The 13,572-nt window shown below is 45.5% G+C and carries 10 protein-coding genes; 7 read left to right on the top strand and 3 right to left on the bottom strand.

The annotated features are described in order from the left end of the window. Positions 1-3 precede the first annotated feature (3 nt). Both rarD and SHAL_RS02195 read right to left on the bottom strand, forming a co-directional pair. Positions 4-891 carry an EamA family transporter RarD gene (rarD, locus tag SHAL_RS02190; RefSeq protein ID WP_012275563.1) on the bottom strand — a complete coding sequence of 296 codons (888 nt, stop codon included), beginning with the start codon at positions 889-891 and terminating at the stop codon, positions 4-6. A gap of 165 nt (positions 892-1,056) precedes the next feature. After that, positions 1,057-1,521, bottom strand: coding sequence for a thioesterase family protein (locus SHAL_RS02195; protein ID WP_012275564.1), 465 nt, complete (start codon positions 1,519-1,521; stop codon positions 1,057-1,059). A gap of 161 nt (positions 1,522-1,682) precedes the next feature. On the opposite strand from SHAL_RS02195, the gene recQ reads away from it, so the two are divergent. Next, the gene (recQ, locus tag SHAL_RS02200; RefSeq protein ID WP_012275565.1) at positions 1,683-3,506 is read left to right on the top strand and encodes a DNA helicase RecQ; all 1,824 of its coding nucleotides are present in this window, start codon (positions 1,683-1,685) and stop codon (positions 3,504-3,506) included. A 304-nt stretch (positions 3,507-3,810) separates the two neighbouring features. Here recQ and SHAL_RS02205 read toward each other — a convergent pair whose 3' ends face one another. Beyond that, a complete protein-coding gene (locus SHAL_RS02205) occupies positions 3,811-5,592 on the bottom strand; it encodes a nucleotidyl cyclase domain-containing protein (protein ID WP_012275566.1) in 1,782 nt (593 codons plus the stop codon). A gap of 587 nt (positions 5,593-6,179) precedes the next feature. On the opposite strand from SHAL_RS02205, the gene leuA reads away from it, so the two are divergent. The 6 genes from leuA to SHAL_RS02235 all read left to right on the top strand — a co-directional run bounded on the left by leuA (position 6,180) and on the right by SHAL_RS02235 (position 13,563). Then, on the top strand, positions 6,180-7,751 hold the full coding sequence (gene leuA, locus SHAL_RS02210) for a 2-isopropylmalate synthase (protein ID WP_012275567.1): 1,572 nt from the start codon (positions 6,180-6,182) through the stop codon (positions 7,749-7,751). Positions 7,752-7,829: 78 nt separating this feature from the next. After that, entirely contained in the window at positions 7,830-8,924 is a 1,095-nt protein-coding gene (gene leuB, locus SHAL_RS02215; protein ID WP_012275568.1) for a 3-isopropylmalate dehydrogenase, read from the top strand. Positions 8,925-8,926: 2 nt separating this feature from the next. Continuing rightward, positions 8,927-10,327: a 3-isopropylmalate dehydratase large subunit gene (gene leuC, locus SHAL_RS02220; RefSeq protein ID WP_012275569.1), complete on the top strand. Its 1,401-nt coding sequence runs from the start codon at positions 8,927-8,929 to the stop codon at positions 10,325-10,327. A 9-nt stretch (positions 10,328-10,336) separates the two neighbouring features. Further along, on the top strand, positions 10,337-10,942 hold the full coding sequence (gene leuD / locus SHAL_RS02225; RefSeq protein ID WP_012275570.1) for a 3-isopropylmalate dehydratase small subunit: 606 nt from the start codon (positions 10,337-10,339) through the stop codon (positions 10,940-10,942). A gap of 513 nt (positions 10,943-11,455) precedes the next feature. After that, positions 11,456-12,742, top strand: coding sequence for an outer membrane protein transport protein (locus SHAL_RS02230; protein WP_012275571.1), 1,287 nt, complete (start codon positions 11,456-11,458; stop codon positions 12,740-12,742). Between the two features lie 284 nt (positions 12,743-13,026). Next, positions 13,027-13,563, top strand: coding sequence for a nuclear transport factor 2 family protein (locus tag SHAL_RS02235; protein WP_012275572.1), 537 nt, complete (start codon positions 13,027-13,029; stop codon positions 13,561-13,563). The last annotated feature ends 9 nt before the right edge of the window (positions 13,564-13,572 follow it).

Here is a 13,572-nt window from a genome sequence, read left to right on the forward strand (position 1 = left end):
GCGTTATAGCTTAGGTTTTCGTTTATAGAACATATCTACCGTAAACAGGAGCAGTGCCGCCCAGATGAATGCGAAGGTAATGCCTTTTTCCGCATCGAAAGGCTCGTTGAACAAGGCGATAGCCAGCACAAACATAATGCTTGGGCCTATATATTGAAAGAAACCTAGCATTGAAAATGGGATCCTAACGGCTGCGGAGGCAAAGCACAGTAAAGGAATGGTCGTTACGATACCCGCTGCAACTAAGAGTAGATTTAAATTCAAATCGTTAGTGAGCAGATGGGTTAATGAATCTCCCATATTGGTAACCAGGTAAATAAGCGCGATTGGCATCAAAATAGCGGTTTCTACTAGTAAGCCTGTCTTGGCGTCGACATTGACTTTTTTACGTAGCAAGCCATAGAAAGCAAATGAACAGGCTAAGCCTAGCGACACTAATGGAATTGAACCAAATGAGATCAGCTGGATCATTACACCTGTTGCTGCGAGTGCAACTGCCGCCCATTGCAGTTTACGTAGGCGCTCACCTAGAAATATCATGGCTAGACTGACATTCACCAGCGGATTTATGAAATAGCCTAAACTTGCATCGAGCATGTGGTCGTTATTGACCGCCCAGATAAATAGTAGCCAGTTACCTGCAATCAATACCGAAGTTACACACAGTACAGCGAGCTGCTTGGGTTGTTTAAGCAGGTTGCGCAGTCGGGCAAAACCACCGAAAAGTGCGATTAAAATAGTAACAAAGACAAATGACCAAAGTACTCGGTGTAATAAGATCTCTGCTGCGGGTACCTTGTCGAGCAGCTTGAAATAAAGCGCTGCAAATCCCCAAAGGGTATAGGCGCAAATTGCATAGATTATGCCTTTACGGTATTCAGTTTCTTGCATTGGAATGTATTAAATAGGGAAGTAGCCGCAGATTGTAGTCTTGCTAAGCAATAGACTCAAGCAGTGAACGACTTTATTGAAATGGCCCGCTGTTGTTTGAATGTGACAGTTAGGAAAGCTTAGCTGCCACTTCTGATAAAATCGCTAGTCGCTTATTATCAAAACTTAGCCAACCATGTAAGTTCCTGTTCCAAAAGCGATATGGTCGCCTTTTTCGTTATGAAGCTCCATTCGTGATACCGAAACTCGATTACCTGCGCGGATCACTGTGCCCGTGCCTGTAAATATTTCGCCACGACCCGGACGCAAATAGTCAATTCTAAGGTCGATGGTGCCGAGTGTTTTGATGCGGTTTTCCAGCTCTTCTTGGCTCCAATCATCCCGGCTAGCGACTAATCCAGAAAAAGCCGTGAGACCACCGACCACATCGAGAACCGTTGCCGTTACTCCACCATGAAGGATCTGCTGATGGATATTGCCTATTAGTTCAGGTTTCATGGTCACTTGAATTTCTACGCCGTCCATATCATAGCGCTTGATATCCATGCCCAGCAGGTTGTGAAAGGGCACGTGTTGGTCAAAAATTTCGGCGACTCTACGTAATGTTTCTTGCTGAATTTGCTGACTCATTTAGCGTCCCTATGTCATAAGTAATCCTATTAGAGTATTTAATCTATCGCTAATGGATAGGAGGATGCAAGCTCAAAATTTATTCAGTAACGACAATCGAGAGAGACAATAGCCTCACGCTCATTTAGAATAGTCGACCCTATTTTTAACACAGGTTCACTATGGATCAGGCCGCGCTCGATAATTCAGTCGATCAGTTATCTTCCACCCTTCAGTCGGTATTTGGTTATCGTACTTTTAGAGAGGGGCAGCGAGAGGTAATTGAACAGATCTGCGCGGGACAAGATTGCCTAGTGATCATGCCAACGGGTGGCGGTAAAAGCCTGTGTTATCAATTGCCAGCATTAATCATGCCCGGTTTGACTGTGGTGGTATCTCCGCTGATCTCATTAATGAAAGATCAGGTCGACAGCCTTATCCAAACCGGCGTCTCAGCGGCCTACTTAAACTCATCTCTGCCAAGAGAGGAGAGTCTACAAGTCTTACAAAAGATGCGCTATGGCGAGCTAAAGTTGCTGTATGTATCGCCGGAGCGTCTACTACAAGCAAGTTTTATCGATAGGCTACATGAGCTTAATGTCTCTTTGTTTGCGATTGACGAGGCGCACTGTATCTCGCAGTGGGGTCATGACTTTAGGCCCGAATATGCCGCATTAGGCCGCTTACGCCAGCAATTTCCCCAAGTCCCTATCATGGCACTGACGGCGACGGCCGATAAAGCGACCCGAGCCGACATTTGTGAGCGTTTAACCATTACGCCGCACTCTTTACTGACCAGTTTTGATCGACCCAATATTCGCTATACCGTAGCTGAAAAGCTCAATGCAGCGAATCAGTTGCGTCAGTTTGTCGATGCGCAAAACGGGACTAGTGGCATTGTGTACTGTAGCAGTCGACGTCGAGTCGATGAGGTCGCAGAGCGCTTGCGTCTGCAGGGGCATCAAGCCGAAGCTTACCATGCGGGTAAAACTCAAGAAGAGCGAGCTGATGTTCAAGACCGATTTTTAAAAGACCAGCTCGATATTGTGGTGGCAACCGTGGCATTTGGTATGGGGATCAACAAGTCAAACGTGCGCTACGTGGTGCATTACGATATCCCTAAGAGCGTAGAGGCTTACTACCAAGAAACTGGTCGTGCTGGGCGAGATGGCTTAGATTCTGAAGCTCTGATGCTATTTGACCCTGCCGATATCGGTCGAGTGCGGCACTTAATCGAGCAGTCAGAGCCTGGGCCGCAGCAACAAGTTGAGTTTCACAAGCTCAATACTATGGCTGCTTTTGCCGAGGCGCAGACTTGCCGTCGCCAAGTGTTATTACATTATTTCGATGAACCTGCGCTAAAGGCGTGTGGTAACTGCGATATTTGCCTCGACCCGCCTAAAAAATACAACGGTATTCAAGATGCACAAAAAGTGCTGTCTTGCATCTACCGGATTGGGCAACGTTTTGGCATTAACCACCTTATCGAAGTGCTACGTGGGTCAAAGTCGGCGAGCGTGATTGAGCGTGGGCATGACAAGTTATCTACCTGGGGCATTGGTAAAGAGAAGAGCCACGAGCATTGGCTCAGCGTGATAAGACAGTTGATCCATCTAGGGCTTGCCAATCAGGACATTACCCGAGGTTCTTCGGTGACGCTTAACCCATCTGCACGTGCAGTACTAAAAGGTGAAGTTGAGTTACTGCTTGCTGAGCCAAGAATCGTCATTCAAACCACTAAGCGCCGCAGTAATAATTCACGTGCGCCGCTTAATTACGATCGTAAGTTGTTCGCAAGACTTAAGTTGTTGCGTCGCACGCTGGCAGAGGAGTTAGATGTGCCGCCATACTTAGTGTTTAATGATGCAACTTTGGCTGAAATGGCTGCAATACTACCAACCAGTCCTGGCGAGATGTTGGCTGTAAACGGCGTAGGTGAACGCAAGTTAGAACGCTTTGGTGGTGAGTTTCTTGATGAAATAGCGGACTACCTCGCAGAAGGTTAATCGATCGTTCTTAGTCTGTCATTACTTGAAATAACGGCCTTACGGTTCTTAATTACTCATTGGCACTTGTTACTGAGAGACGCATGCTGACCGGTTTTAGTCGCCTTGCTTGAAATAACTGTCTTACGGTTCTTAATTACTCATTGGCGGTTGTTACTGAGAAACGCTTATTGATAGGTTTTAGTCGCCTTGCTTGAAATAACTGTTTTGCAGTTCTTAATTACTCATTGGCGGTTGTTACTGAGAAACGCTTATTGATAGGTTTTAGTCGCCTTGCTTGAAATAACGGCCTTGCAGTTCTTAATTACTCATTGGCGGTTGTTACTGAGAAACGCTTACTGACAGGTTTTAGTCGCCTCAGTTGACTAACATTGGCGCGCTTTACCATAGATTGTAAATTATCAAACTGCTGCATACTGGCAAGGCCGATGCTGACCTTGCTGTCATTTTGCCACACCGCCACTATGCCCGATAGCTGCTCGATGACATTGATCGCCGCATCCTCTGAAGTATGCGGTAACATGATTAATAGTTGCTGCTCTGATTGCAAAAATAACAGATCTTGCTCTCTCAGTTTGGTCTTTAGTTGCTCTATCATAACCGCAATGTCGCTACTCAAAACCCCACTTGGATCTAGTACTAATAATGACAGTGGGTAATGTGCATGTTTACTAACGCTAAGCATATCTTCCAGTTTTTGCTTACCTGTTGCGTTAGGTTTTATCTGAATAGGCTCTTTAGTTTCTGGCGATGTTTTCGGCGTTTGCCTGTGATACCAAGTGATAAAGATAGCTAAGCTGAATAGAACAAAAATAATCGGCAAGAATGAATTTGGAATTAGCTGCCTGGGCATGACGACGGCGTCGCTACTTTGTAGCTCTTCTGATGCCTGCTGTTGACGGCTTAAGTCTGATTTTAAATGAGATAACCAGATGTTTTGGATGAAAAGAGCTTCATTTTCAGCGGCCTGAAATTGCTTTAGTTGGTAATCATAGGCTAAAGCGAAACTCCCCTTCTCGGCAAAGTATTTAGCCAGTACGGCGTAGCAAAGTTTAAGATCTGTATAGCGGTTTTTTTGATCCGCAATCACTATGGCTTCAGTCATCTGCTCTAGGCCTAAGCTCTCTTGACCTTGGGCTAACTTCACTTGGGCTAACAGGTGCAAGGCGCTGATGGTTGCGCTAGCGTTAGATTCTTTTTTAAAGGTGTTAATGCTTAAGTGGAGCAGTTGCTCTGCACTACTGTATTTACCGCTGCTAAAGTCAATAAAAGCTATTTGCTTATAGGCTTCGGCCAATTCAAAAGGGCTGCCGAGCTCGGGAAGTTTGCTTCGTGCTATCTGTACATAATGATCCCTTAGCTTAGGGTGATTATTCGATAGGGCTAGATTAGCGGCATCAATTGACAAATTAAGTGCTATTTTTCCTGCCGAGCCCTCATCTTTAAGCGCCTTATCTAGAAAGCCATTGGCTTCTTTTTGTTCATTTTCCCCCATCAGTAATTTAGCCATAGAGACATTTAGGTATGCGATTGGGGTAAGCAGCCACTGTTCATTTTGCTGTTCAACTTGCGGGTAAAGATCTAGCGCTAGGCGTAAGTCTTCGATCGCCGTGTCGTTATGCTGAACCTTGGCATCTAGCTGACTTCTGAGCCATAGCCCATTAATCAAGGCTTGAGGTTGTTCTAAGCGACGAGACAGGGTGATTGAAGAGTGAATTAACGGTAGGGCTTGCTGGTAATTACCGTAGTTAACGTAGGCTTGCGCCATGCAGTTGAGAAAGTAAGGTCGAGCTTGCTCTAGCTTTAACCGTTTGGCTTTAGCATCGTTAAATCGAGCCAAGTTGATAGCGGCTGCATTCTCACCAAGCTGTAGATAGGTTTCACACTTAAATGCGCTCATTCGAAGCTGTAAAACTTTGGGATCTAAATAGGCGTGAAGCTGTTGTTCTATATCGTGGATGTTATTTAATGCCTTGCTCGGATACTGAAAGACAGAGGTATTAAGTTGCTCGAGTTGTTCTAAGGTTAATGAATACGCAGGTGAAAGCCACAGCGAAAAGCTGAGGACTATGATACGAAAATCCATTTTAAAACGCTCCTAAGGGTAACCCTTATCCACTTTCCTTCGAATAAGACCCGCATTATAGCGAATTTAAATAAAATATGCATAAAAAAGCTGATGGCGCGAGAATATTGCGACAGGTTGATCATATGTATGCTTTTTTGCGATAAAAAGGCGGGTTTGGATGTTTTTGCGCTGATTTGCGCTCTTTATATCGCTTTTTTGAGCGATAATTAGCCTGAAAATAACTGAAGTAAGCGAATTTGTGGTTGACACCGATGCTGATGCACGTTAAAAATTAACCATCCTAGCTATTGCGTTGGGAATATTTATCCAATTATTGTGAATAGAAATCACGATAAATAAAAAGTTGTGGCAAAACAGATTAGGCTGAAAAAAGTGATGAAATATAACCGTGTATTACTAGGACTCCTTATTCTCATTCTCGCAGACTCTGCGCGGAGGACTTAGTGCTATACGCTTGAAAATAAGCCTGCATTAATAAACCCCGCTAATAACGCGGGGTTTTTTGTATTTATAGCAATCGGTATTAAACGCCAAATAGCTACGAGAACGCATAACCGAACAATGATGTTCAATGGAGAAGATAGATGTCTAACCGAGTGATTATATTTGACACCACCTTACGCGATGGTGAGCAAGCATTAGCAGCAAGTTTAACGGTTAAAGAAAAGCTTCAGATTGCACTGGCGTTGGAGCGTTTAGGTGTTGATGTGATGGAGGTGGGGTTCCCAGTCTCTTCACCAGGTGATTTTGAGTCGGTGCAAACCATTGCAAAAACGATTAAGAATAGCCGCGTATGTGCATTGTCGAGGGCGTTAGAAAGTGATATCGACGCCGCGGCTCAGGCTTTGTCGGTAGCGGAACAGTTCCGTATTCATACGTTTATCTCGACATCGACCATTCATGTTGAAAACAAGTTAAAGCGCTCATTCGATCAAGTGCTCGATATGGCGGTAGGAGCGGTTAAGTACGCGCGCCGATTTACCGATGATGTGGAGTTCTCTTGTGAAGATGCCGGTCGTACCCCTATCGATAATTTGTGCCGTATGGTGGAAGAGGCCATTAAGGCTGGAGCGCGCACCATTAATATTCCTGACACTGTTGGTTATACGGTGCCAAGCGAATTTGGCGGCATTATTCAAACCTTGTTTAACCGCGTCCCCAATATTGATCAAGCGGTGATCTCGGTGCATTGCCATGATGACTTAGGCTTGTCAGTCGCAAACTCTATTACCGCAGTGCAGCACGGTGCTCGCCAAATTGAATGTACCGTAAACGGCATTGGTGAGCGCGCGGGTAACTGCTCGCTAGAAGAGATCGCCATGATCTTGTCGACCCGCAAAGGTGAGTTAGGCCTAGAGACGGGGATCAACGCTAAAGAGATCCACCGCACTTCAAGCTTAGTGAGCCAGCTTTGTAATATGCCAGTGCAAGCAAACAAGGCGATAGTGGGGGCGAATGCCTTTACTCACTCATCGGGTATTCATCAAGACGGCATGCTAAAAGCGCAAAATACCTATGAGATTATGACGCCTGAGAGTATTGGCCTTAACCGTAATAACTTAAACATGACCTCACGCTCAGGCCGCCACGTTATCAAGCATCGTATGAGTGAGCTTGGCTATGGTGAGCAAGATTACGATATGGATGTTTTGTATGAAGAGTTTTTAGCTCTAGCAGATAAAAAGGGTCAAGTGTTTGATTATGACTTAGAAGCATTGGCCTTTATGGAGGCGCAGGCTGAAGACGATGATCATTTTGAACTGCAGCAATTGGTTGTGCATTCAGACTCAACCGAAGGCAGCGCAACAGCCACGGTAAAAGTGGCGGTTAATGGTGAGACGATTACCGAAGCCGCAACGGGTAACGGTCCTGTCGATGCGGCGTATAAGGCGGTTGCCCGTGCTAGTGGCTGTAAAACCAACATCACCAGTTACCAGTTAAGTGCAAAAGGCGAAGGTCACAATGCGTTAGGCCAAGTGGATATTACCGCCAAGTATCGCGAGCAAAACTTCCATGGTGTGGGCTTAGCAACTGATGTGGTTGAAGCCTCTGCCAAGGCCTTAATCCATGTGATGAACTTGACATGGCGCGCCGATAAAGTGGCTGATTGCAAACAGCGTATCCAACAGAATAAACAAGAGTTCGGCAGCGTATAAGCTTGCCCATTTAATGTCACCCAATACTTATAAATTGAAAATTAAATTAAAGAGCAAATTACAGGAGTTAGCTGACGTATGAGTTATCAGATTGCAGTACTGGCGGGAGATGGCATAGGGCCAGAAGTGATGGTTGAAGCGCGCAAAGTGCTAAAGGCAACAGAAGAGCGTTTTGCACTGTCTATTGAATATACCGAGTACGATGTGGGTGGCGCGGCTATCGATAATCATGGTTGCCCGCTACCTGATGCCACGCTTAAAGGGTGTGAAGCGGCCGATGCGATTTTATTTGGCTCTGTTGGCGGCCCGAAGTGGGAGCACCTTGCGCCTAACGATCAACCTGAGCGCGGTGCACTACTTCCTCTTCGTGGTCACTTTGAGTTGTTTTGTAATATGCGCCCGGCAAAGCTACATGCGGGTCTTGAGCATATGTCACCACTACGCAGCGACATCTCTTCTCGTGGTTTCGATGTGCTTTGTGTGCGTGAGCTAACCAGTGGTATTTACTTTGGTAAGCCAAAAGGTCGCATAGGAGAAGGTGAGAATGAAGAAGCGTTCGATACTATGCGCTATAGCCGCAAAGAGATCAGACGTATCGCAAAAATCGCCTTCGAGACTGCGCAAGGTCGCCGTAAAAAAGTCACTTCAGTCGATAAAGCCAATGTACTCGCTTGTTCAGTTTTATGGCGAGAAGTGGTTGAAGAGGTTGCTAAAGACTTTCCAGATGTCGAGCTCGAGCATATCTATATCGATAACGCGACGATGCAGTTACTACGTCGTCCAGATGAATTTGATGTCATGCTGTGCTCTAACCTTTTCGGCGACATCATCTCAGATGAAATTGCCATGCTAACAGGCTCTATGGGTTTGCTTTCTTCTATCAGTATGAATAGCGCAGGCTTTGGTTTATATGAGCCTGCGGGTGGTAGTGCGCCTGATATTGCCGGTCAAGGCATTGCTAACCCTGTGGCGCAAATCCTTTCTGCAGCGCTATTACTACGTCATAGCCTCAAGCAGGAAGAGGCGGCGACAGTAATAGAGAATGCAGTCGGTAAAGCCTTGAGCGATGGTTATCTAACGGGTGAGCTACTCGCAATTGAAGAGCGCCATAATGCAAAATCAACCAGTGAGATGGGTGACTATATTGCCAAGCTTGTGCGAGAAGGAGTGTAACCATGGCGAAGACATTGTATGAAAAGGTATGGGATAACCATATTGTGTTTGCTGGCGAAGGTGAGGCGCCAATCATCTATGTAGATAGGCATTTAGTGCATGAGGTGACGTCTCCACAAGCCTTTAGTGGCTTAAAAGTGGCGGGCCGCAAGTTACGTGCGCCAGAAAAAACCTTCGCCACCATGGATCACAATACTTCAACTACAAGTGCAAGTTTAGATGCGTTAAGCCCAATGGCGCGAACGCAAGTTGAAACGCTTGAGCGAAACTGTAAAGAGTTTGGCGTGCGTCTTTATGATATCCACCATAAAAACCAGGGTATTGTGCATGTGATGGGGCCGGAGTTAGGTATTACTCTACCGGGCACTGTGATTGTCTGTGGTGACTCCCACACCGCAACCCATGGCGCTTTTGGTGCGCTTGCCTTTGGTATTGGCACCTCGGAAGTTGAGCATGTGATGGCAACGCAGACTTTGCGTCAGCTTAAAGCTAAGACGATGAAAATTGAGGTGCGTGGCAAAGTGGCTGATGGTATTACGGCTAAAGATATCGTGCTGGCGATTATTGGTAAAATTGGTATGGACGGCGGTACAGGCTACGTGGTCGAGTTCTGTGGTGAGGCGATTGAAGCCTTGTCGATGGAGGGGCGGATGACGGTTTGTAATATGGCCATCGAAATGGGCGCTAAAGCGGGCATGATCGCACCCGATACCACTACTGCTGAGTACTTAGAGGGTCGCGAGTTTGCACCTAAAGGAGCAAGTTGGGAGCAGGCGGTTGAAGCATGGAGTCAGTTAAAGACTGATGCCGATGCAGTATTTGATGCCACTGTTGTGATTGAAGCTAAAGATATTGCCCCGCAATTAACCTGGGGGACTAACCCTGGCCAAGTGGTTGCGATTGATCAGCTTGTGCCTAACCCGTTAGATGCCACCAATCCTACCGTGCGTACCAGTATTGAAAATGCCTTACAGTACGTTGATTTAACCGCAGGCACCTTGATGACAGATGTCAGTATTAACAAGGTGTTTATCGGTTCATGTACTAATTCTCGCATTGAAGATCTGCGCGCTGCAGCGGTGCATGCCAAAGGCCGCAAGGTTGCTGACGGGGTTAAAGCTATCGTGGTACCCGGGTCGGGCCTAGTGAAAGAGCAAGCAGAAGCAGAGGGTTTAGATAAGATCTTTTTGGAAGCGGGCTTTGAGTGGCGCTTACCGGGATGCTCTATGTGTTTGGCAATGAACGATGACAAGTTAGAGGTGGGCGATCGCTGCGCGTCGACCAGTAATCGTAATTTTGAAGGTCGACAAGGGCGTGGTAGCCGTACTCACTTAGTGAGCCCTGCCATGGCGGCAGCTGCAGCCGTTGCAGGCCATTTTGTTGATATTCGTAAACCATACTAGGAGAGCAGCATGCAACCATTTATTTCACATACAGGGCTTGCGGTTATCTTAGATAGTGCAAACGTCGATACCGACCAGATTATCCCTAAACAATTTTTGTCTAAGGTGACCCGAGACGGCTTTGGTGTTCACTTATTTCATGATTGGCGTTATCTCGATGAGGCTGGCGATAAGCCAAACCCAGATTTTAATCTGAATCAGCCTCGATATAAGGGGGCGTCTATTCTGGTGTCGCAGGAAAATTTTGGCTGTGGTTCAAGCCGAGAACACGCGCCATGGGCATTGGCTGATTTTGGTTTTAAGGTGATTATTGCGCCTAGTTTTGCCGATATCTTTTATGGCAACTCAATCAACAATGGTTTGTTGCCTGTCAGGTTAACCGATGCCGAAGTTAAACAGCTTATGGCTGAGGTTGAGGCTAAAGAAGGGGCTGAGATCGATGTTGATCTACAAGCATTGACTGTGACGAGTCCATCAGGCGCTTTATTCCATTTTGAAATTGCTCAGTCGGCAAGGCATAACTTATTAAATGGATTAGATGCGATTGGGTTAACGCTGTCACACGTCGATACGATTGCTAATTATGAAGCTAACATTCCATCTTGGAGAGGCTGATAGCATTGAAATAGTACCTAAAAGTTAGCGTACATATGTACCATTATTGAGTTTTGCTGAAGCCATTTAGATTTTTTATAAATGGCTTTGTTTAATTTAGCCTTTGCTTTATTTGCTTAGCGATTGTTTTTATTGTTTTAAATTTTTTCGCCTTTCCGGTTCGCTGTCACATGATAAAGGTGGTAGTTTTTTTCACTGCTATTTGGTTAAATTTATAGAGTACATATGTACCACGGCATTTCCGTGCTTATCCTTTTGATTATCATCCTTATTTGTTTACCTTGGTTATCGGTTTTCAATGTTGTTCAGCGACGCAAACTGCCTATGTTGATACTGTTTTTGTGTTTTAAAATGTGACCTATCCTAGCTTTCTCCTGCTTATAGTTATTTTTGCCAGTGTTTTGTGCTGTTTTTTATAAAGTACTTGAAAAGATATTCTGCAGTTGTAAAATCGCCGCCATTAAAAAGTGGAGTTAATACTCTACTTCTTGTTAACATAATTAGAGATAACAAATGAATAAGCGTTTAATAACTCTTGCTGTTAGTGCAGCACTTTTGGGGACAGTTACACAGGTTCAAGCTGCTGGCTTTCAATTGGCTGAATACTCTGCAACTGGGTTAGGTCGTGCGTACGCTGGTGAAGCTGCGATGGCCGATAACGCTGCGGCGCAATTTCGTAACCCTGCGATGCTAACTTATCTTGAAGGTACTCAGGTGAGCACGGGTGCGATTTTGGTTATGCCGGATATTGATGTCGACGGTGAAGTGACATCAAATGGTGTTACCACACCATCATCAGCAAAAGACATCGCAGGCGATGCCGTTGTACCAAACTTCTACGTTTCTCATCAGTTAAATGAGCAGTGGTATTTAGGTCTAGCGTTAGGTAGCAACTTTGGTATGGCTACAGAACTAGACGATAGTTTCCTTGGCACCCAGTTTGGTAACGAAGCCTCAATTATGGCAATCGAAATTAACCCAAATGTGGCTTACCGTATTAATGAGCAGTTCAGCGTCGGTGCTGGTGTTCGCTTGGTATTAGGCGAAGGTAGCTTTGGTGCACAAGCGCCAGTTTCTCAAGGGCCTTTGCAAGGTAAAACGCTTAAGTACATGGAAGGCGATGATATCTCTTGGGGTTGGCAGTTAGGCGGTGCTTGGCAGATTAACGCCAACAATCGTATTGGCTTTAACTATCGCTCTGAAGTTGAACAAAACCTTGAAGGCGAAGCCAAAGGTTTAGGTTTTGACGTTGCAATGATTATGCAAGGCAAAGCACCTTCAAGTCAGTATGCGGGCTCTATGGAGTTGGCGTTACCAGCGACTGCTGAAATTGCTAGCTTCCATCAATTGACCGATAAGCTTGCTATCCATGCCAGTGTTAACTGGACCGATTGGAGCTCATTTGAAAAGCTTGAAGCAATGATCCCTGAGATCTCAGCTGACCCAATCTTAGTGAAGCAAGAGAACTGGGAAGATAACTACCGTTTTGCCGTTGGTGCAACTTACCAGTTATCACAAAAATCGACCCTAAGAACTGGTGTTGCTTATGACCAAGCTGCTGTTTCTGATGCTAACCGTACAACTACCATTCCAGAAGTTGACCGTTTATGGTTGAGTGTGGGCTACGGTTACCAGTATAGCGACAACCTAGATTTCGATTTTGGTGCAACTTATATTTTTGCTGACGAGTCTCCAATTCATGAGCACGACGAACAATCTGCCATGTTTGGTGGTACGTTTGAAGGTCAAGTTAGCGGCAACATCATTCTTGTTGGTGTTCAGGCGACTTACCGCTTCTAATTTAACGCTCCAGTACGGATTTGCCTTAGCCAACGCTAAGGTGTGTTAGCCCTTATGGTGTTAACCAAAAGCCTCGCATATGCGGGGCTTTTTTGTTTTCAGCCCTAAACCACCCACTTCAGAGTTTAATGCTGATTTTGACTCAGCTGCAGCCGAGTTGGATGAGTGGTCAGTTTCGTGGTAAAAAAGAATAACGGCTGAGGTAATAATGTCTCAATGACCTCCTTGCTGTGTACAATTCTATCCATTCGCCCTAAAGCATCAAAATAAATAAGAGGTTCACCATGAAACCCAAAATTTGGTTACTGGCTATCGGTTCAGCATTGATTAGCGTATCACCACTGGTTAGCGCGAGTGATCCATTACCAATTGAAACTCAACAGCCCGATTCAGTGACTGTGGTAAAGCAGTTTATTCAAGGTTTTAATAATCATAGTGTTGAGCAGTTGCTGCAACAGACTACGCCCAATGTGCATTGGTTTAATTTATCGGGCACGAAAATGGATGTTGAAACGTCCACTCAGCATGAACTGGGGGCAGCGATGACAGACTATTTTGCTCACCTTACCGATGCTAAAGCCGCGCTCAGGCAGATAGTGGTGTCGGCAAATTATGTGAGCACGGTTGAAGAGGTGACCTGGAGTCATGAAGGTGAGCTCAGTAGCCAATGTAGCCTTGGGGTTTATCAGTTATCTGGCGATAAAATTAGTGCGATTTGGTATTACCCTGCCCATGCTTGTGATGAAACCATATGGGTAGATGGCAGTGATCCTGAAATTGTTCAGCCAGAGATCGGCCTATTAAAAGAAACGCGTCAATAAGGAAAGCAT

Source organism: Shewanella halifaxensis HAW-EB4 (assembly GCF_000019185.1).
In the GTDB taxonomy this organism is placed as follows: Bacteria; Pseudomonadota; Gammaproteobacteria; order Enterobacterales; family Shewanellaceae; genus Shewanella; species Shewanella halifaxensis.

Bases quoted from the DNA above. Each gene is read 5' to 3' on its own strand.
- rarD (WP_012275563.1), bottom strand. From the start codon at position 891: ATGCAAGAAACTGAATACCGTAAAGGCATAATCTATGCAATTTGCGCC.
- SHAL_RS02195 (WP_012275564.1), bottom strand. From the start codon at position 1,521: ATGAGTCAGCAAATTCAGCAAGAAACATTACGTAGAGTCGCCGAAATT.
- recQ (WP_012275565.1), top strand. From the start codon at position 1,683: ATGGATCAGGCCGCGCTCGATAATTCAGTCGATCAGTTATCTTCCACC.
- SHAL_RS02205 (WP_012275566.1), bottom strand. From the start codon at position 5,592: ATGGATTTTCGTATCATAGTCCTCAGCTTTTCGCTGTGGCTTTCACCT.
- leuA (WP_012275567.1), top strand. From the start codon at position 6,180: ATGTCTAACCGAGTGATTATATTTGACACCACCTTACGCGATGGTGAG.
- leuB (WP_012275568.1), top strand. From the start codon at position 7,830: ATGAGTTATCAGATTGCAGTACTGGCGGGAGATGGCATAGGGCCAGAA.
- leuC (WP_012275569.1), top strand. From the start codon at position 8,927: ATGGCGAAGACATTGTATGAAAAGGTATGGGATAACCATATTGTGTTT.
- leuD (WP_012275570.1), top strand. From the start codon at position 10,337: ATGCAACCATTTATTTCACATACAGGGCTTGCGGTTATCTTAGATAGT.
- SHAL_RS02230 (WP_012275571.1), top strand. From the start codon at position 11,456: ATGAATAAGCGTTTAATAACTCTTGCTGTTAGTGCAGCACTTTTGGGG.
- SHAL_RS02235 (WP_012275572.1), top strand. From the start codon at position 13,027: ATGAAACCCAAAATTTGGTTACTGGCTATCGGTTCAGCATTGATTAGC.